The organism is Enterococcus villorum (assembly GCF_007990225.1).
Classification (GTDB): Bacteria; Bacillota; Bacilli; order Lactobacillales; family Enterococcaceae; genus Enterococcus_B; species Enterococcus_B villorum.
Map to the genome: position 1 here is coordinate 24,894 of NZ_BJWF01000002.1, position 19,762 is coordinate 44,655.

Consider the following 19,762-nt stretch of genomic DNA (forward strand, 5'->3'; position numbering starts at 1 on the left):
AACAAAATTCAAATGAAATATTCATAATGAGTTAATCGAAAATACAATAAATAAAAAACATTTAAAAGATATTAAATAACAATTTATAAATTAAAATATAATTATAAATATTATTAATGAAAATTAAAGGAGGTTTTACAACAAATGATTAGTAAAAAAATGGGATTATTTATGTTAAGTGGTGTATTGGCAGGGGCGATGGCAGTTTCATTTTCTGGGGACGTGGTGGCAAACTCAGTAAGCGATGCATTTGCTAAAGAGGAGCCAATGCTATCTAAACTTTCAGAGCTAACAAATTTGAACCAAGCAACGCTCCATGGTTCTTTGCTTGTGCCAGAAAATCCAAAGAAAGTTGTTGATATTTTTGATCCACAATTAAGAAAGGCCTTAATGAAAATTCTAAACGTACAAAATGGTTTGGAAATCACAGTAGAAAGACTTGCATCATTAACAGAACTTGATTTATCTGGAAATCAGATCGAAAATTTGTATGGACTACAACATGCTATTAATTTAGTTGATCTGCGTATTAATGACAATCAAATTAGTGATTTGAGTCCGATCGCAGGATTAACGAAATTAGAGATATTAGGTGCTGATTACAATCAAATTACTGATTTAACACCATTAACAGGTTTATCCAATTTATCACAGCTTTCATTAGTCTATAATGGTATTACTGACATTAGTCCGCTGACTGAAATCACTACATTAACTGGTTTATGGTTAAATGCCAATCACATTACTTCAATTACTAGTTTAGCAAATCTGACTAATTTAAATATTATGCAATTAAAGTTAAATGAAATCAAAGACATTTCTCCTTTAGCGAACTTGAAAAATTTGACACAACTATCTCTAGAATCCAACCAAGTATCGGATATTTCACCATTACATAACCTGACAGATCTCAGAGTTTTAATGCTGAGAGATAACAAGATCAGTGATACCAGTAAGCTCTCGCAATTATCGAAGATTACTGCTTTGGATTTAAGAGATAATACACTTTCTCAACTTCAAGCAGTTCAATCGCTCACAAGTTTACAGGCGCTTTATTTAACAGGAAACCAGTTAAGTGATACCAATGAGCTAACCTCCTTGACAAACTTACAAGTGTTGCACTTAAATGACAATTATCTTCAATCGGTTGAAGGGTTAGCAACGTTGACTAAATTAACTTCTTTACAATTGGAACGTAACCAAATTGATGATATTTCTGATTTATCTTCCTTAACCAATTTATCTTCCTTAGGGTTAAGTTATAATAACCTTAAGACAATTGATGCCTTATCACCGTTAACGAATCTACGTACTTTGACATTAAAGCAAAATCAAATTGAAGATTTAACCGCTTTGAGTCAACTGATCGAATTAGAATATTTAAGTAGCGGAGATAATAATCTTAAAGATGTTACTCCGTTGAAAAATTTAACAAAACTTAAAAGCCTTTTTTTGCCACATAATCAATTAAGTAATATTGACGGATTAAAGAATTTGTCTCAACTAATTGAGGTGAATTTCTATGGTAATCAACTAACAAGTGAAAGTATTAAAGCGCTAAGTGCATTGACTCACTTAGAAGCTCTAGGTTTATCAGGTAACCAAATTAGTGATGTGACACCGTTGAAAGATTTAATTAATTTGAAGACATTGGTCGTATCATTTAATCAAATTACTGATTTAAGTCCGTTGAAGCATTTAACGAAACTAACTGATTTAAGGGCAGATAACCAACTCGTCAAACTACCCAATGCCGCAGTATTCAGTCCAGTAAAGATTGCTTTTAAAGATTTAGATGGAAGTGAACTAAAGATACAAGGTGCAGGGGAAATTCCTTATTATTACGATTCTGAAAGAGCTGAATTAACATGGTTAGCAGAAGGAGAAGGGAAGTTAAGTTTTATTTCTCAAGATGGAAAGTTTAGTGGCAAGGTGTTTCAAGATGCGCACTATGTAAAATAAACTGTTTAAATAATTCATATAAAATATCAGAATAGTAGAGAAAAAATGAATGGAAATGTAACCTTTTATGTTGATCGCTCGAGAGCCCTGTCAACATATTGATGATGTGGAGGATACAAGAAAATTTAGAAAAGGATCAATGGTAATCGTTTGAGGCAATGGTACTACTAGATTAGTAAGTAGAGTGTGTTGGTAGAAATAGAACATAATCAGATGATGATTAGCTCTATTCAAGTAGGACTACAAAAAATGTGTAGAATTAAAAAACTATTTATTTTTACAAAAAAATAAAAATTGAAATCTAGTGAAACTCTTAAGCAAAGAGATGTCACTAGATTTTTTTATGAATAAAATAGAAAAATGTTGAAGAGAAACCATGAGTGCAACCAAAAGGAAGACGAAAATAAAGAGTATCTATAGAAATAGAAAAAAAAAGAACTGATTGAGATTGCCAAAAGGATGATTTCATTAGTTCTAATCTATTTGTATTTACAAATAAATAGTCATGGAAGAGATTAGTATTTTTTTCTTTAACAAATGTTGATTTTTTTAAGAAACTAGCGCTCAAGATACTTTTTGCTACGTTTTAAGACATCTTCCCATGTTTGTTATATTCCAATAGTACAATAGTTATACAAAAAGAACGAATTATTTCCACTTTTATATTTATGTCTAAAATTTTTGAGAATAAAACAGAAACTGCATGGAGGTGTTCTGCATGACGTATGTTGATATAGGATCTTTTTGTGATAATTTTCGAACGTTTTTAGAACTCTTTTTTTTCTATATCATTTTTTATAATTTGTATAATGAAATACCATTAGAGAAAAAAATAATCCTTCCAATTGTGGTGTTGCCTCTTACATTTATCGTCCAAATCCCTCTAGAAGGGGTTGGAGATATGGTACCAATCATTATATGTTTTATATCTTTAAAAAAAAAGATCAAGAGAATTTTACATTATTAAATGCATTACTAATTAGTGCAACTGTTCCATACGTAGTCTCTCTGTTAATATCTGTAGGCGTTTTGAATAATTATTTTCTGGGTGAATTGAAAGATCCGATGTATATACTACTTGAAATTTTATTAGAACTAACAGTCATCTTAATATTAAGGCGTATATCAAAATTAATAAACTTAAAATATTTTCTATATCAATACAGTTCATTATCTTCTACGCTCCTATTAAGTTTTTACTATCTTACAATTCAACTATTCTTATATGTTGCAGAGTACTTTAAGGCGTATGAAAACTTTATTTTTAATATAGCGCTTTTCTTGATTATGCAAATTATATTTTTAGCCATTTTTTTGGTGAAGGAAATAAAGAAGAAAAAGCATGAGTATGAGAATAAAATTTTAGAAAAACAGCTTTTAGATTTTAAAGTTTATGCTGTTCAACTAGAAGCAAACCAACTTGAGTTACGAAAATTTAAGCATGATTATAAGAATCTCTTATTAAGTTTAAAGCAACTTGCTACTGAAAGTGATCCCAAAGTTTTTGAAAAGAGAATTATGATTCTTGAAAAATATTCTGAATGTTATTTTACTTCCATAGATTGGAATTACAATGACATAGAAAATATCAAAGACATATACTTGGAAATTCTTTTCATCAGCAAAGTGTATTTCATGAAAGAATCAGATATTATGTTTCAAATAGAATGCAAAGTTCCGGTAGATGTTGTTCCTATACAAGTTTTTGATTTGGTAAGGATTCTAGGAGTATGTTTAGATAATGCAATAGAGGCTGCCATTCAAACAAATAATCCTTTCATTAATGTATCTATTATAAAAGATAGGAATCAAATAGAATTTATTATACAAAATTCGGCCATAGAGACAAAAGAAGGAATTCCAAAGCTTTTAAAGGCCGGTTATTCAACAAAAAAAGGACACTCAGGTCTTGGTCTTTCTAATATAGAAGATATAAAAAAGAAATATTCAAATGTTTATGTGCAGTATGAAAAGACAAAAGAGCAATTTACTGTTCAAATTGTATTGTTATGTTAAGGAGTGGAGTAATATGGGCTATCCAATTATTTTATGTGAAGACAATTTAGTACAACTACAGCAATTGGAAAATATTATACGAAATTATATCCTTTTTCATAGTGAACTTTTAAAAATTGTGTTAAAGACTCAATGTCCTCAGGAAGTGAAAGACTATCTGATAGAATTTCAACCGCAAAATGGTATTTACTTTTTAGATATTGACCTGAATCACTCTATTGACGGGATTCAACTTGCTGAAATAATTAGAAAACATGATGCACAGGCTAAAATCATTTTTATCACCACACATGATGAATTGGCTCCATTAACGTTGAAAAGAAGAGTCGAACCACTTGGATTTGTTTCAAAAGATCTAGAATTTGATTTATTTCGATCGAAGATAATGGACATGTTAAGTCTTGGACAGGAAAGAATAGATTCTGTGAAGTCAGCTCGTAAAGCTATATTTACTTTTTCTGTTGGAACACAAACATATAATATTGATATGGATGAAGTTCAGTTTATCGAACCGTCTATTATTCCACATAGAGTCGTTTTATATACAAAGCACGGTCAATATGAATTTTATAGTCGCTTAAATGAACTTGAAGAAAAATATCCATTATTGTTTCGTGCAAGCCGAAGTTGTTTAGTCAATTTAATGAATGCGACAGAAATAAACTTCTCAAAACGCTTAATCGTATTCAAAAAAGATTTATCAAGAAAATTTTCAGTAGGACGTTCGAAAATATTAAGGAATTTATCAATAACTGGGAGTCAAAGTGAGAGCATTTTCTCTTACAATTTATAATGGACAATATTGTTTGGGGGAATGATTTTATACAATACAAACATTCAGGAATAAATGCTGATTCAAATAGAAAAAAGAGGGAGACGATAGAATGGATAAAAGTAAAAGAGAATTGAGAAGGAATTTGATCATGTTGACAAACAAAGACGATTGGAGTAAGGATCAATCTGTATTTCTACAAGTCAGAGAAATAATTGCAAAAATAGAAAGTAGAAATATAGATCGTGAAAAGGACATAGAAGATTTTAATAATTTAAATCAACTGCAAGAAAAAAAGAAGTGACCAACTTTTATAAAAAATATCTATCGTTTTTTAGTTTCTAATTTTTTCGTTATAAGGATTAAGAGAGTGAAAGTTTCTCTTGATTTTTGAAATCTGAATAATTTGCTGATAACAATTGAAATCAAATCAAAGAAGAGATTAACTCAAAGTGAAAAGCGTTTTAAAAATTGATCTAACAATGGAAAAAGTAGCTTTTTCAAGATAATTATCAAACAGAAATCTACAAGATTTATAATAATAAATAAAGCCTATAAAGAAGTGTAGAATAAAACATTTACTGAAGGTTGAAAGAAAATTTTAGTAGAAAAATAAATAAGTACTAGTAAATAAAATTTGAAAAAATTATCTATACCAATAAATTAAAAAAATTCATACTAAAGTAAAAGAGGCATAGAATTTATGTCTTTTTTTTGATTAAAAAATTCAGAAAAAGGGTTCAAAAAATGAAAAAAGATCGTTTGTTTTAGACAAAGATGTCTATTTCGATTCTATAATTCGTGTACCTACATACCATAAGCTTACATTTTATTGATAGGCGAATCCAAAGGCTATTCTATATAAAAAAGTAGAAAGTTCCCATTGAAACGACCCGCTCATGATATCTTTTGCTGTACTTTGAGATCTTTTTTTTTAGAGTCATGCCGTTTGTTTTAGTATTTATACAACGGAAGAAGTTTGATTGTCAAAAAAGAAGGATTGAGGGAGTGAACGAAGTGATTAAATTGGTTCTGTATCAATAAATGAGTCTGTTTTATCAATATAAAAGACTTAAGATCATTGAGGCAGAGTTAAAATGAAAGCATCAATTTTCCGTTAAATCTAAAAGGATTAGAGTAATTTCAGTAATAAATTTGCCATCTAGAACTAGCGAATAGCGTAAACAGTTAATGTGTTGGTAGTCATAATAATCGTTTGGAGGAAAATTTTCAGTAAGTAGATAAAGGACAACAGAATAAAGCAGATTTTCGTTAGATCAGGTACTTTCATCGTTGTATTTTAAAAAATACGTAATAGTGAGATTTATTTTTTCAAGTATATGTTAGGCATCCATCTTTAAAAACCATAAATATATTTGATGAAAATCAATAAACAAAAAAATTTAGATAAGGGGAATCGGGACTGTGAAATATAAAAAGCAAAAGAGTATCACTGAATTTGAAAAACAAGATATAAAAAAGCGATTTAAAATGTATAAGTCAAAGAAAAGGTGGGTAATTGCTCCAATTTTATTTTTAGGGTTAGGTGGAATTCTCGTGATTGAAGCGCCATCGGCTTCAGCAGAAGAGACACAAACTTACGAAAAACAAGCTCCTATCGAGAATGAAAGCTCATATAAGAAAGAAGGAGAATCGAAAATAGAGACTTCGGATGGAATATTATTACCTGAAGAAAACTCTTCTAAAGTTTCTGAAGGAACAGAAAGCGACCCAAAGACTCCTCAAGAAGTAAATATTGAGACAGAACACTCTTCAGAGCCAGTAGTATCTACGAATAAGCCCCAACCTGATGTAGTAGATGGAGCTGAGAAAGAATTGGAACTATCTCAGAATACAGTCCCCATAGAAGTTGTTACTCCAGAACCAGTAAGCCCAGTTCATGATGGAGAGCCAACAAAAATTGACGCACAGAATGCTAAAAATAGCAGTTCTCAAGACAATTTAAGTAAAGAAGATGCAAACTTGGTAACGGAACAAATAAATGCAGAAGAGACAAAATCGAATCAACAATTAAACTTTTCGAAGAAGCGTTCAATCATTGATGATAAAAATGATAACAAATTGTCGAGAGTAAAAAGAGCCGATGATACCATAAGTAATACTACAGATAGCAAAGAAGTAAAGTTTCAGCAATTAGAATGTCCTATTAAATATAAACTTGATAATAATGAATTTCCATCTATTAAAGATAACAATTCTGGATTGGTTGTAGTCAAAGGGGAGCCTGACCAACAAAGTGCAATTCCCGCAGAATATGCATTTTACCCAAAGTTCATCGAAGGAAAGACGACTGTTCAGATTGATGGAAATGATGTAAATACAATTGACATTAACAATAATTTTGCTAAACATTATGTGAATGTTCGAAATGTGGGATATTTGGAAAACAGTGATCCTATTGATATTCTGATTACATTTCAGAAAGAAGAATTTAATGGCGTGGAGAAAATACCAGATTTAAACGAGCAGGATGAAACAATAATAAATATTTTTGATGACCCTAATGAATTGATTTCGGTAGGTGGGGAAAACCTTGCGTTAAATGTAACTATGGAATTTTTTAACGGAAAAACTGGTTTGCCAATTGAAATGTCAGGATACAATACTATCACTGATTTAGATTGGACGGAATATTATATATATGAGAAAAACATGATTGAAAAAATTATCGTACCGCAAAGTTCTCTGATAAAAACAAAAGAGCATGAGAACAATTTATATCTGATAGGGATATCTGATGATATAACACCCACTCATGATTATCAAGCAGTAGGAGCAGAAAGAGGACAAGTCCAAGTCTTATTTAAGAAGTCGCATACATGGAAATATCATATAAACATTAAAAGTTCAGCGAGCTTTAATGTTTCTAAATCATTGCTTCCTATTGATTTTACATCTCCAATTGTGGTTGGAGATGAAGAAGATGCAAATATAAAAGATGATCAACTAGAATATAAAGTGTATGTCAATATTCCCTATAGAGATGATAAGACTGGCGATAAACAACAATATTCTTTGGATATTAAACTTCCAGATGCTTTTCGATTTAAAACCCTAAAGATTAAAGATAATGCAGAAAAAGATATTTCTGATAAATTCTTAATTGATTATGATAGAGAAAAATCAATTGCTACGGTTACACCGAAAGATACAAGTAATGATAAATATGATTTAAATATTCAAGTAGATGTCTCTTCAAATATCAACAATAAAAAAGAAGCAAAGGAAGAATATTACAATTCAAAAGATGCTCAGTATAAAGTACCAATTACTGCAGAACTTAGACTTTCTAACGGAACATCTGATGGAAAGAAAATTTTATTTTCTAATGTTGCAACTTCAGTAATTGAATTAGAACGCAGTCAAAAACCATCGGAGGTGACTTTTGAAGCGGATCCAAGTGTACCAACCAAAGGAAAATTAGAAGGGAATGTTCCGAATGTACCGACAGGAACCCAAGTCATGGTAATCACGCCGACTGGTGAAGAAATCAACGGAGAAACCGATCCTGATGGCCATTTCAGTATCCCAGTTGAGCGCAAAGAAGAAGATGAGCTGGTAAGTGTGGTAGTAAATGAAAAAGACAAAGCTTCATCTGACCCAGTTGAAACACAGGTGCCCAAGCAGGAACACAGCGCCACGCCAACAGAAGTGGTGTTTATAGCAGATCCAACCGACCCAACGAAAGGCAGACTAGAAGGCAAAGTCTCTAATATCTCCGAAGGAACCCAAGTCGTGGCAACTACACCAGAAGGGGAAGAACTCCATGGAGAAACCGATCCAGAAGGTCACTTTAGTATCCCAGTTGAACGCAAAGAAGAAGATATTCCAGTTCAGGTGGTGATAAAAGAAGAAGGAAAAGTACCATCCGATTCAGTCACAACACAGGTACCAAAACAAGAACCCAGTGCCACACCAACAAAAGTGGAATTTGTCTCCGATCCAAATGATCCAACGAAAGGAAAATTAGAAGGCAAAGTCTCTAATGTCCCCGAAGGAACCAAAGTTGTGGTGACCACACCAGAAGGGGAAGAACTCAGTGGCACGACGGATCCCGAAGGTCGTTTTAGTTTTCCAGTTGAGCGTGGGGAAGAGGATATTCCAGTCAATGTGGTGGTACAAGAAGAAGGGAAAGTGCCATCCGAACCTGTGAGTGTGATTGTTTCAAAAGTTAAAAGAGCTGATAATCCAGAGTTGGAGAAATTGAGTAGCTCTCGTAAAAAGAATCAATCAAGTAAAGCGGATGGACAAGTAGTAAAAAGAGAGTTAAGTCAAATGTCTCCTAAGAATAAAGAAAAAGACTTAAATAATACTAATAACTTACAAATAGTAACAGGAAATACGCCAACAAATGACTCTTCTAAAAATGAAAAAATGAATAATCACAACAGTACCAATTTAATTAGCGGGGGAAATGAATTACCAAAAACTGGTGCGCAAGCACATTTAGAAATGTCGATTATAGGCACTTTATTAACTGGTCTTAGTGGAGTTAGTTTGTTTGGAATAAAAAAAAGAAGAAAGGAAAATGATTAATATTTCCAGTGTATAGTATTTGCTAATTGATAACAGGTGTGATATCTAGCCAGTTTAGTGGTTGTTATTACTATTTATTGAAAGAGTAGCATAAACCGTACAAGCAACCTTTGATCCTAAGGTAATAGTTGCTTGTACGGTTTTCCTTTTTCTAGAATAAAGTCAATTGATATAAAGGAACAATGTTAATTCGATTAAGACAATTTATTTTCTGATTATTTTTTTATTCTCAAAAAGTCCTGAAAAGAGGAAAATAGAAGAATGACATAGTTCTGAAATGATTGACAATATCATTCAAAGGATTCGAATAGACGAATAATTGAATGAATTGAATGTTTCAGTCATATCTAGAAAATGGGTATGACTTTTTTATTTTAGTATTTCTGAAGTCAATCTTTTTTCATAAAACAAACATTTTTTTATAGGCAATCAAATTAATACTCTTGTTATTAATTTACAATAAAAAATGATATATAACTTTATGAAAGGAGAAAATAAATTGGTTCTTAAATTTTTACAGAAGTTAAATGGTAAAACGAATCATACGAAAAATGAAACAGAGATTCAAGAAATTATTCCTGAAGTAAAAATGGGATTGGAAAGAGTATCGTTTGGGCTAAATACCGATGAAAAAATTGTTATAGATTTTTTAAGTGATATGGATAGAGATTTTGGAAGTAATATTCGAGACAGAGTGAGACAAGGGGATCATTTTGAAAAATTTTTAGCTGCGATGTTTAAATTAGCTGGATATGAAGTCGAAATTACCAAGAAAAGTTATAAGAAAGACAATCGTGTCTATACTGGTGATGGTGGGGTAGATCTGATTTTAACCACAGAAAATGAACGTATAGCTGTCCAAGCAAAATCAAAACGCTTAAATAGTGCAAGTGATGAGCGATTGATCACTGATAATGATGTAAAAAATTTTGCAGGAATATCTGATAAAAACTGGACTAAAAAAATGTTTATTACTTCGTCTTTTTTTAATAATTATGCTTATAAACAAATAGCAGAAAATGAAAAAGCATATAAAATCGAGTGGTATGGCAGGTATGAACTCTTAAAATTGTTAAATCAATTGATCCCAGAAACAATGCTAAAACATCAATTATTAAACTCCTTACCTAAAAATATAAAAATATGTCCTAAATGTAATGAAGGAATTATAACACCTAGGAAAAATGGAACAACTAAAAAGTATTTTAATGCTTGTTCACTTTATTGTGGCCACACAGAAAATATTAAAAAGTAATGAAATTGAAAATAATATATTGAATTATCAAATTTTATAACAAGTATCGCAGGATTTCGTATTCATTTCTGGAGTAATAATCTTTAAAAAAGTTGAATGCTTTCTCGATAAGTGCCTGACATTGACTACCAAATACTGGAAGATTATTTTTCGTAGTGTTACTTTATTCCTGATAAAGTAATCTACTACTTTGTTAAAATCCTTAAATCTTTCTTGATGCTTAAAGAAGTGTTTAAACATTTGCCATAAGAATGCTGACTCCAATGTTTGCTCCGAAGTTCTTTTTCACCATTTAGATACGCAAGACGAAGAAGAAGCTATCTTACAATCAAAATACAATGTGGACCCGTTTAACCTCGATTTTTCAGAATGATTTAATGTGAAATCAAAACAACGAAATAATTTAAAATAATAACGATTGATATATTTAAAATTAAGTGGAAACACAGTAAAAAAAGTGTACATTCTCTTATAAAATGACAGTGATACAAATTTTAATGGAGATGATAGGATGAATAGTCAGCTTTGGTTAAGTTTATTTTTTTCTAGTAGCTTTAGTCTAATTAATTTAGTAGCCGTGATTAAGAAATTTAAAATAAATTTAGAACCAGTTCAAATTAGGGTAGCTCGTGTCATATTATTTATTCTTTTAATTATTTTTTCAGTAATTCTTGTAAAAGTAATTCGAATTACTTGGAAGATGGATTTTCCACTACAAAGTGTCTCTAGGTTGGAAAATGGGAAAATATATCAATTAGCCTATGGCATGATTTCATTAATGAGTACTGTTGTATTAACTTTAAACGTCTTTACACTAGGATTTATACATTGTTGCTACTATATTTGGCAGGTTTGGAAAAATAAGATTACAGACCAGGTAATTGAATTTAGATTTTCCAATTTTAAAGTAACAATGTATAGTTTAGGACTCTCTTGTTTGAATAGAGTTATTTGTAGAGAAAGGGAATTTAAGCCCCTCGTTAGCAAAAGAGTATATTGATGAGTACAATAAACTAATTCATTATTCTGATAACAGAAGAAATAAAAGAGATCTGTCAGTGAAACCTAGCCTTACAGAAAAACTAGCAAGTATTGCTACAAATAATACAGAAAAATTAGAGAAACTTTCAGTCGTTAAACGAGAGACAGCTATTGGTAGGTAGTCTACAAAAAAATGTGTAAACCTTCAGAGATTATATCAAGCGATACAGAAAAGTTTTTTAAATGGATAAACAAAAAGAAAAGAATCGTTAAAAGAATTAGATTTGAAACATGCATACAACATAAAATTCGGGATGAAATAGCTAATGGTTTCAGCAACTAAGGAGGTACTTCAGATAGAATTGGATTAAACTTTAGATTACGACAACCAAGATTATATCAAACTTAAAAGGATTGTAATTGCCTTTTTTATAATATGATTGCCATTTTGTTGTACAGTGGACTCTATTTTGCAACAATAATTTAGTTAGATAGTTAATGGACAAAAATCAATAATAAGGAATTTATTTAGTGTTACACATGTTGTTTAAAAAAGGATTTATTTACTCGAAAAATTATTTCAGAATTTATTACTGTTAAATAAAGCTTTTTCTTAAAAATTTTATTTAGAATTGGGATCTTATGATTACATTAGACAAATTTATTGAACAAAGGCTGATGGATGACAAGAAAAATTTACTGGATTTAAGTAGGAAGGAAACTAATCTTCAAGATTGTATAAATTATGTTTTTGACTATTTTAATACCTATATCAATATAGATGAGACTCAATTTTTACAAATTGAAAATGATGAGAAGGTAGCAAAGTATCAAAGACAAATAGAAAAATATTCATCTAGTGTCCAAGGATGGCTTATTGAAGTCTATACTCAATATAATAAAAAGATGAACCAGCAAATCCCTAAATTATTAAACAATATTGATACTTTTTTACTGACTAATTCACTTGATAATTTTAGAAAATACTCATATAAATGTTACTCATAATTGATAAAAAAGTATCCCTTTATGGAAAATTATATAGAACAACTTTATGAATTTATTATTGATCAACATAGAATATTAAACTACAATTATCAACTTGATCAAAAAGAGGAAGCAAGTTTCAACGAAAAATTGATAGTTATGTAGTAAAAACTGCTAATAAATATAAAGTAAATTTGCTCATTTGGGCGCAGTCATATGCATGTAATTTTTATGATTATAAACATATTTGGCTAGCAGTAACTTATGATATTTTAGAATTTGGAAAAAGTTATAAAACCACGCTTGAAATTTATAACCAAGTCACCAGCGTTACAAAAGAAAAAGTGATCCAAGAATCGACTTCTTGGATTTTTTTAGTGGATTTGTTTGCCAAATACGTTTAGTATGCGTATATGAGAGGTTGTGAAAGTGATAGTCTGCTTCAAGAATTAAGAGCGAAAAATCGAAAATAGCTTTCCATATTTTTGTATTTTTTGAACTTAATTCCGCAGAAGCAATCGTTTGAACACCGTTTAATGAGAGATCGTGAGAGTGCTGGATAGCTCTGATGACAATAAGCCATAAATTTCTCAAACAGCTTTTCATGTTTTAGAAATTTATGGCTTATTTCAAGGAGTTAGCACTTGGACACCGCTTAAAGAAGGTCGAAAATCAGTAACGATTATGAATTCAAAAACGTTTTTTGTGATAGATTTAAACAATATCCTTGTTATTAATTTATAGTGACATTGTCTTTATAAGACAAATATAAATTTTGGAGGATACATAATGAAAAAGAAATGTCAGAGATTGAAGGTATGGATTAGTATAGTAGCAGTAACTTTTGTTTCGTCTATAGTAGTACCAAGTAGTACGATTATTTGGGCAACAGAGCAAAGTAAAAATGAGTTAGAAGAAAATAAGAATGATTTTCAATTTAATAATGAGCCTATCACTCTTTACTCAGAAGGAGATATAGCTGTTCAGCAAAATTCATCGGGGGAAATCCTTGTAACTAAAATGGAAACGAATGTCCGAGCAAATGTATCACACTGGGGGACATGGCAATATACAAATATTGCTGTAAGTACAGGAGTGGCAGCAAATGCAATTAATGCTACTTTTTATGCAGGAGCAGGGGCGTCAGTGGCAATGTTTGGCATTCCGGGTTGGGCAATAGGAGGACTATTAACAGGTGCAAGTTGGACAAATTTAGGTTCAGCGCCAGGTTCAGCAGTAGCTAAAAAATGGGATAAAAATAAAAATGGTTGGATCGGTTTTTATAAAAGAACGGGTTACGATGGCGCAGGAAGAGTCGTAGCAACACAGTATAAAACAGAATAATATGGAGGAGTGAATTTTCTTGTGTAAAAATTGGATACAATATACAAAAAGTCATCCCTATGCTAGTATTCTTATTGTAGCTGTAGTAGCTAGTTTAATCGGTATTACAATCGAGTATCTGGTCAATAAAGATTTTATAGGTGGAGGATTTTGGGTAACGTTAGTTTTAGTCATCAGTCAGATAATGATTATTAAAAGGAAAAATAAAAAATAGTTTTTTATTGGATGCAATGATCGAAGTTACTTTACCTATGAAAGGCATATGTATCACAGAATAAGAGTATTTTCAAGGATTAGGAAACAAGGAGTTCGAATAAATGAATGTTTAGTCATATTCAGAAAATGGGTATGACTTTTTTATTTAACTATTTTTATTACTGTAACTTTATAGTCTAAATTGTTGTATAATAAAGAAATAAGTTTACGATATTAATTAGTATCCTATTGGAAAATTTAGACGGTTAAAAAACTATTTCGAGAAAATTATTGGAGGAAGTAGTATTGGATGATAAAGCCTATGCCAAAGATCATAAAAAGGAATTTTTTCAAGAAGTGATTCAAGATAAAATTGTTCGACCAGATCAAAAGGAAGCTATATTTATGGCAGGTACACCTGGCGCTGGTAAAACAGAGGTAGCGACTAGTCTACTGGAATTATCAGAAGATATCTGTAGAATAGATGCTGATGTTTTCCGAGCAAAGTTTCCAGGGTATACTGGTCGTAATTCTTCTGATTTTCAAAGAGGGGCATCTTGGTTAGTGGATTATTCTTTAGATATGGTATTGAAAAACGGCTATTCATTTTTATTAGATGGAACATTCGCAATTGGTCGAGCAAAACAAAATATTGAGAGATGTCTTTCCCGAGATTATGATGTGACAATCTATTTTATCTTTCAAGATCCACTTATTGCTTGGAATTACACAAAAATACGAGAAAAAGTAGAGGGACGATTTGTACCAAAAGATCGTTTTATCAATGCTTATTTTAAGTCTCGGGAGAATGTTCGTGAAGTAATAAAACAATATGGGGAATCTATTTCTGTACATGTGATTTTAAAAGATTATAATAATGAAATAGCCACAGTAGTACCAGATATTTCAGATATAGATCTTATTTTGCCAGAATCATTTACTAAAGCAGAATTGGAGGAGAAATTACATGACTGATAAACAAAAAGCGGAAGCGATTATGAAAAAATATAACCGTAGCTATGGTGATCTAAACAAAAAAGCAACTAGAAAAGAATTTATGACCGTTCTACAGTATGTAGCAAATGAGTCAAATAGAAAACAACGAAAATTAACAGGGTTAGATAAATAACTATTAAGATCTTAAATCACAGCTAAGAATTAGTTTAGTTGTGATTTTTTATATGTATATTTTTATTCAGGTTTAATTGAAAAAAGCGATAACTACAATAGTTAAGAAGAAATATGTAGAAATTTGAAGATAAAATATTTTGTTAAAAAATTTGTAGATATAGTAAAGATATTGTAGAACGTTGAGAGAATATACGTTCTTTTTTAGTTTTGGCTTAATAAAATAAAGATATTCCAACTAATTTTTTTTTGAGAAAAAAAGAGTCAATCTGCTGTTTTATTTTTATTTATAATTTAATCATCAAATAAAAGGAAGGAGTAATTGGTATTGGATAGTCAACAAATTACTGAATTAGAAGTAGAACTAGCTGCCCTACAAGCAGAGCGTGATTTCTTGCAGGATTGTATAGATACTGAAAATAAATTGCCTAAAGAAAATAAAGATTTCTCTGCTCTAAACTCGCTTATTACTAAGGTACACGATATAAACAGGAAGACGCTCAGGATGAGGTATGAAATTTCTAGGTTAAAGTGTCAAGAAATAGAAACATCTAGAAAACAAATATCTTATCGGCAACATTGAACTCTATATTAGTGATGAGAGAGCTACTAGTGATTGAGTAGTTTTCTTTTCATTTTTATACTTATTTGTGTGAGGTTCTTAGTATAATTGCATTATGTAAACTAAAAAAAAGAAACTATGAAATAGAAGTAAAAAATAGTACTCTTAAATAAATAACGATTAAACTTTTAAATCACAAATGTAAATTAGCTGTGATTTTTTTATTTTATTCTCTTTTTAGTTAGTAAACTTATGCTAAAATATTAAGCATAAGCTGGTTAAAATAATTAATTTTTACTATCAAAAAAATTAATTTGAGATTTTTTTAGAATTATTACGTAGCATAATATTTTTTATTATTTGCTATATGAAGGAGTAAATATTGTGAATGAAGAAAACAAGTTTATAAAGGAAAATGGGATTTTTTATACAGATACGAAACTGGCTGACAAACTTGTTAAATTACTTAAAATAAATTATACAGAAGAATTTTCTTTAATTGAACCAGCAGTAGGTGAAGGGCATATATTGTCTTTAGTGATAAAAAATTTTTTCCAAAAGAATAAAGATAAGTCTGAAGATGAAAAGATTGAATTTTTAGAAAAAAATATAGCAGCATTTGACATCCGAAAAGATGCTATAAAAAAATGTATTGAAAAATTAGATGAGCTTTCAAAAAAATATATTAGTAAAAAGATAAATTGGAATATAAGACAACTTGATGCCCTGGACATAATAAAAATGAAAGAAAATTTTAGTACTTATGACTATGTGATTAGTAATCCGCCCTACGTTTCTAGACACAATATGGATGAAAAGATGATTAAAATACTAAAAAATAAAAGTGATTTTTGTCACAAATATAATTCGGTCTCCATATTTAAAAGAAGCAACAGAAAATAAAGAGGTTGTAATCATTGATGATTTGACAGCAGATACGTTAAAAGATGGCGAACAACTAACAGCCACGCATGTCTTATATTATGAAGAAGCACAAGAAAATGAAGTAGGACGTGAAGACGATTTGACGAATAAAGACCAGACCGTTACTTTTAAAACACCAAAGCAACCAGAACAACCAAAAAAATCAGAAGAAAAACAATTGGAGAAGAAAGAGATACCAAAAACAGTCTCACAAGAATTGCCCAAAACAGGAAGTGCACAAAATACTCTCGTCGTACTTGTAGGTTTCTTATTCATTGCTTTTGTAGGATTTGTTTGGTTCGCTCAGTCTAAAAAACGTTAAGTAAGGGCAACCCGCTTAAAAGATTGAAAGAACGAAGAAAGCTGTGCTATAATGAAAATGAAAAAAGGAACTGCGTCAACAGTTCCCTTTTGACAGCACCGTTTAAAGAACGGTGACAGTAGATAATTTTAAATCAAAAAGAAGTAAACCTATCGCCTGCTAAAGTGACGGTTACTTCTTTTTGTCATTTTTGTTGACTAAGGTTAGAATGCCAAAGATCAAAGTTGCGGTAAACGAACCGAAACTAATCATTAGCCCTAACGCTGTTTCAACAGACAAAAGGCGTCTCCTTTCTTTAAAGTTTGAGATTATGTGCATACGCACCACCTCACTCTCGAATGGATAGCCACCGCCATTAAACTTTACTGTCTCAACTATTATAGCATATGGACTTAGTTATTCCCTTGAAAATTCAAGAATAACTAAGTCTATTTTTTTGCCTAGAAATGTTAAAATAGCCAAAAATAAGTGAAACAAGAATTGACACTTTGATTAATCCGTATTACAGTGTGATACAAATGGAGGCGATAACATGGCTATGATTACGGTAAGTGTGAGTGATGCTGAAAAAGAATGGCTTTCTTATATGGCGGAATTTTATGGAATTACCTTATCTGAACTACTGAAAACCTATTCAATGGAACAATTAGAAGATGAATATGATCGGCAAACAGCTGAAATTACCCATAAACATTGGATAGAAAGTGGGAAGCCAACTGTACCCATGGAAGAAATACTGAATGAATTTGGAGGACTAAAGTGACCTATCGTTTAGAATTCACGCCTGAAATTCAGAAATAACTTCGTAAAATGGACAAATATCAAGCTACATTGATCGTTCGATGGTTGTATCAACATATTGATGGTGTTGATGACCCAAGAAAATTCGGGAAAGGGTTAACAGCCAATCGTTCAGGGCAATGGCGTTATCGGATTGGCAAATATAGAGTGTTGGTAGAAATAGATGATGATCAAATGGTTGTCATTGCTATTCAAGTGGGACACCGAAGAAATATCTATGATTAAGAGACTATTTCTTTTTACAAAAAATAATAAATGAAATCTAGTTAAAACTCTTGAATTGAGAGATTTAACTAGATTTTTTTTATGAATAAAATATAGAAAATTGCTAGGAGGAACCATGAATTTAAAAAAGATCAAGAAAAAGGAGAAAAGAGTAAAACGACCACAAATAAGAAAACTTTCTCAGAAAAAAGCCAACAAAATTGTTTTTACAGGAATCTGTTTGCTTAGTGTTGCTTCAGCAGTAGGTGTTATTCGAGCAAACATGGTGGCTAGTAACTTTGATCAATTAGATAGTCAAGTACGCAATTTATCTGAATCGTCCGACGAACCTTTGGAAACAGAAAGCACTTATGATATTGTGGCACTTTCTTTTTACGCTACCAGTTTTGCAAAAGAGTATTTGAATATGGATACTACAGCAGACGAAAACAAAAAGAATGAGCGTTTGGAACGATTATCTAACTATCTATCCATAGATGTGGAGGCGGTGGACGAATCAACCAATCAACAGTTGGAGATTGTGCGCCAGTTTAAAGAAGCTTCAGTCACTAAAGTAATAGAAGAAGAGGAGTGCCTCTTGGTTTATGTCTATACGACTTATGAAGTGAAACAAAAGGACAAAGTAGAAACGATAAGCAAAGAAATGGTGTTACCGATTCAAGCAAAAGATCAACTTTTCTCTATTGTTAGTCGGCCTTATTTTCTAGCGACTACTTTACCCCAAGGGAAAACAAAAGCCCTAGAACCAGTCGACGAACAAGCAGAAGTGTCAACGGATGAAAAAGCCAAAATGGAAAAATTTTTGAAGCTGTTTTTTGAAAAGTATGCCACAGCTAAGAAACAAGAATTGCTGTTGTTGATGAAAGAACCAATCGACACCACCGATCATATGGCGTTTTTAGAATTCAATAAAAACGAAGTGAAATATTTTAAAACGAATCAAAAAGACGTACAAGGGGTGCAAGTATCGGTGGTATTTATTGATAAAATCACTGGAATTGCGCATACTGAAGATTTTTCTCTATGGTTGTCAAAAACAGAAAATTCATATTTTGTGAATACATTAAAACATTATTTTACGGAAAAGGAAGGAAATTAATTTATGAATGTCTCTAATTTAGATAATTTTATGAAATCAGGATTTATTACGTTGTTAAGTTTTGCTGTGATTGTGTTGATTTTTAAGCATTGGCGAGGCGCAGAATGGTTGAAAATTGGCTCGGTTATTTTAATTGCACTCATTTTGAATGATTTTGCCACTAATCAAGGAAACAATATTTTTACGGTGATCAAATGGTTCCTTAATTTGTTTGGCATTAAGATGTGAGGGATGAAAATGAATCATTATGATTATGCACGTGGATTAAAAGCGCCCTATTCCATTCAAATCATTCGCTCGCCAAAAGGTAAAACACTATGGGTATTTGCGCAACCGTTAAGTCTTTCTTATCTGCTCACACTGATTTTAGGATTAGTGATCTTTGGCGTTCTTTGGCAAAAAATGCCCTTGCCAACATTTTTTAATATTAATTTTAATTTTTTGCTCCTGCTTTATTTTCCCAATAAAATAGCTCGTTGGTATGCAGAAACGGAATTAGATGGTAAAACAGCCAATGTTTATTTAAAAGATATGCTTCTTTACCTCAAAAACTATGTGATGGATCAACGCCCAATGATTGGGTTTGAGCGAATCCAGGAAACAACAGAATTTTCATTTAGACGATAACAAAT

Annotated in this window: 21 protein-coding genes; 20 read left to right on the forward strand and 1 reads right to left on the reverse strand. The window is 31.1% G+C overall.

Annotation, left to right across the window (positions count from 1 at the left end; translation table 11 throughout):
• The first annotated feature begins 144 nt into the window (after positions 1-144).
• The 15 genes from EVI01_RS01355 (at position 145) to EVI01_RS01420 (ending at position 17,005) form a co-directional block, all read left to right on the forward strand.
• On the forward strand, positions 145-1,962 hold the full coding sequence (locus EVI01_RS01355; RefSeq protein ID WP_010752096.1) for a leucine-rich repeat domain-containing protein: 1,818 nt from the start codon (positions 145-147) through the stop codon (positions 1,960-1,962).
• A gap of 1,053 nt (positions 1,963-3,015) precedes the next feature.
• A complete protein-coding gene (locus tag EVI01_RS01360; protein WP_167321067.1) occupies positions 3,016-3,978 on the forward strand; it encodes a sensor histidine kinase in 963 nt (320 codons plus the stop codon).
• A 13-nt stretch (positions 3,979-3,991) separates the two neighbouring features.
• Complete coding sequence (locus EVI01_RS01365; RefSeq protein ID WP_010752093.1) at positions 3,992-4,771, forward strand: LytR/AlgR family response regulator transcription factor; 780 nt, start codon at positions 3,992-3,994, stop codon at positions 4,769-4,771.
• A gap of 91 nt (positions 4,772-4,862) precedes the next feature.
• Positions 4,863-5,054 carry a hypothetical protein gene (locus EVI01_RS01370; protein ID WP_010752092.1) on the forward strand — a complete coding sequence of 64 codons (192 nt, stop codon included), beginning with the start codon at positions 4,863-4,865 and terminating at the stop codon, positions 5,052-5,054.
• 1,121 nt (positions 5,055-6,175) lie between these two features.
• Positions 6,176-9,307, forward strand: coding sequence for an LPXTG cell wall anchor domain-containing protein (locus EVI01_RS01375; protein WP_010752091.1), 3,132 nt, complete (start codon positions 6,176-6,178; stop codon positions 9,305-9,307).
• A gap of 499 nt (positions 9,308-9,806) precedes the next feature.
• Entirely contained in the window at positions 9,807-10,562 is a 756-nt protein-coding gene (locus EVI01_RS01380) for a restriction endonuclease (RefSeq protein WP_010752090.1), read from the forward strand.
• Between the two features lie 511 nt (positions 10,563-11,073).
• Positions 11,074-11,562 (forward strand): hypothetical protein, encoded by a 489-nt coding sequence (locus tag EVI01_RS01385; RefSeq protein ID WP_010752089.1) that lies wholly within the window; start codon positions 11,074-11,076, stop codon positions 11,560-11,562.
• Positions 11,563-12,185: 623 nt separating this feature from the next.
• The gene (locus tag EVI01_RS01390; protein WP_010752088.1) at positions 12,186-12,551 is read left to right on the forward strand and encodes a hypothetical protein; all 366 of its coding nucleotides are present in this window, start codon (positions 12,186-12,188) and stop codon (positions 12,549-12,551) included.
• Positions 12,552-13,319: 768 nt separating this feature from the next.
• Entirely contained in the window at positions 13,320-13,874 is a 555-nt protein-coding gene (locus tag EVI01_RS01395) for a hypothetical protein (protein ID WP_010752087.1), read from the forward strand.
• A 19-nt stretch (positions 13,875-13,893) separates the two neighbouring features.
• Complete coding sequence (locus EVI01_RS01400; RefSeq protein ID WP_010752086.1) at positions 13,894-14,088, forward strand: hypothetical protein; 195 nt, start codon at positions 13,894-13,896, stop codon at positions 14,086-14,088.
• A gap of 287 nt (positions 14,089-14,375) precedes the next feature.
• Positions 14,376-15,044, forward strand: a complete 669-nt coding sequence (locus tag EVI01_RS01405) for a zeta toxin family protein (RefSeq protein ID WP_010752085.1) — start codon at positions 14,376-14,378, stop codon at positions 15,042-15,044.
• Positions 15,037-15,198 (forward strand): hypothetical protein, encoded by a 162-nt coding sequence (locus EVI01_RS13580; RefSeq protein ID WP_002342167.1) that lies wholly within the window; start codon positions 15,037-15,039, stop codon positions 15,196-15,198. The genes EVI01_RS01405 and EVI01_RS13580 overlap by 8 nt, the downstream gene beginning before the upstream one ends.
• Before the next feature lie 327 nt (positions 15,199-15,525).
• Complete coding sequence (locus EVI01_RS01410) at positions 15,526-15,780, forward strand: hypothetical protein (RefSeq protein WP_010752084.1); 255 nt, start codon at positions 15,526-15,528, stop codon at positions 15,778-15,780.
• Between the two features lie 363 nt (positions 15,781-16,143).
• Positions 16,144-16,662, forward strand: coding sequence for an Eco57I restriction-modification methylase domain-containing protein (locus EVI01_RS01415; protein ID WP_010752083.1), 519 nt, complete (start codon positions 16,144-16,146; stop codon positions 16,660-16,662).
• A gap of 22 nt (positions 16,663-16,684) precedes the next feature.
• Positions 16,685-17,005: an LPXTG cell wall anchor domain-containing protein gene (locus tag EVI01_RS01420; RefSeq protein WP_261766381.1), complete on the forward strand. Its 321-nt coding sequence runs from the start codon at positions 16,685-16,687 to the stop codon at positions 17,003-17,005.
• Positions 17,006-17,176: 171 nt separating this feature from the next.
• Here the strand turns inward: EVI01_RS01420 and comI are convergent, their stop codons facing one another.
• Complete coding sequence (gene comI / locus EVI01_RS01425; RefSeq protein WP_146811492.1) at positions 17,177-17,323, reverse strand: competence inhibitor ComI; 147 nt, start codon at positions 17,321-17,323, stop codon at positions 17,177-17,179.
• A gap of 214 nt (positions 17,324-17,537) precedes the next feature.
• On the opposite strand from comI, the gene relB reads away from it, so the two are divergent.
• The 5 genes from relB (at position 17,538) to EVI01_RS01450 (ending at position 19,757) form a co-directional block, all read left to right on the forward strand.
• Positions 17,538-17,768, forward strand: a complete 231-nt coding sequence (gene relB, locus EVI01_RS01430) for a type II toxin-antitoxin system RelB family antitoxin (RefSeq protein WP_010752081.1) — start codon at positions 17,538-17,540, stop codon at positions 17,766-17,768.
• A 47-nt stretch (positions 17,769-17,815) separates the two neighbouring features.
• Complete coding sequence (locus EVI01_RS01435) at positions 17,816-18,031, forward strand: type II toxin-antitoxin system RelE family toxin (protein ID WP_010752080.1); 216 nt, start codon at positions 17,816-17,818, stop codon at positions 18,029-18,031.
• Between the two features lie 115 nt (positions 18,032-18,146).
• The gene (locus tag EVI01_RS01440) at positions 18,147-19,130 is read left to right on the forward strand and encodes a conjugal transfer protein (protein ID WP_010752079.1); all 984 of its coding nucleotides are present in this window, start codon (positions 18,147-18,149) and stop codon (positions 19,128-19,130) included.
• 3 nt (positions 19,131-19,133) lie between these two features.
• Positions 19,134-19,358 (forward strand): hypothetical protein, encoded by a 225-nt coding sequence (locus EVI01_RS01445; RefSeq protein ID WP_010752078.1) that lies wholly within the window; start codon positions 19,134-19,136, stop codon positions 19,356-19,358.
• A gap of 9 nt (positions 19,359-19,367) precedes the next feature.
• Positions 19,368-19,757: a conjugal transfer protein gene (locus tag EVI01_RS01450; RefSeq protein ID WP_010752077.1), complete on the forward strand. Its 390-nt coding sequence runs from the start codon at positions 19,368-19,370 to the stop codon at positions 19,755-19,757.
• Positions 19,758-19,762: the final 5 nt, after the last annotated feature.

Coding starts and splice junctions, on each gene's coding strand:
- EVI01_RS01385 (WP_010752089.1), top strand. CDS start 11,074: ATGAATAGTCAGCTTTGGTTAAGTTTATTTTTTTCTAGTAGCTTTAGT.
- EVI01_RS01440 (WP_010752079.1), top strand. CDS start 18,147: ATGAATTTAAAAAAGATCAAGAAAAAGGAGAAAAGAGTAAAACGACCA.
- relB (WP_010752081.1), top strand. CDS start 17,538: ATGGCTATGATTACGGTAAGTGTGAGTGATGCTGAAAAAGAATGGCTT.
- EVI01_RS01450 (WP_010752077.1), top strand. CDS start 19,368: ATGAATCATTATGATTATGCACGTGGATTAAAAGCGCCCTATTCCATT.
- EVI01_RS01370 (WP_010752092.1), top strand. CDS start 4,863: ATGGATAAAAGTAAAAGAGAATTGAGAAGGAATTTGATCATGTTGACA.
- comI (WP_146811492.1), bottom strand. CDS start 17,323: ATGCACATAATCTCAAACTTTAAAGAAAGGAGACGCCTTTTGTCTGTT.
- EVI01_RS01435 (WP_010752080.1), top strand. CDS start 17,816: ATGGACAAATATCAAGCTACATTGATCGTTCGATGGTTGTATCAACAT.
- EVI01_RS01390 (WP_010752088.1), top strand. CDS start 12,186: ATGATTACATTAGACAAATTTATTGAACAAAGGCTGATGGATGACAAG.
- EVI01_RS01355 (WP_010752096.1), top strand. CDS start 145: ATGATTAGTAAAAAAATGGGATTATTTATGTTAAGTGGTGTATTGGCA.
- EVI01_RS13580 (WP_002342167.1), top strand. CDS start 15,037: ATGACTGATAAACAAAAAGCGGAAGCGATTATGAAAAAATATAACCGT.
- EVI01_RS01365 (WP_010752093.1), top strand. CDS start 3,992: ATGGGCTATCCAATTATTTTATGTGAAGACAATTTAGTACAACTACAG.
- EVI01_RS01395 (WP_010752087.1), top strand. CDS start 13,320: ATGAAAAAGAAATGTCAGAGATTGAAGGTATGGATTAGTATAGTAGCA.
- EVI01_RS01445 (WP_010752078.1), top strand. CDS start 19,134: ATGAATGTCTCTAATTTAGATAATTTTATGAAATCAGGATTTATTACG.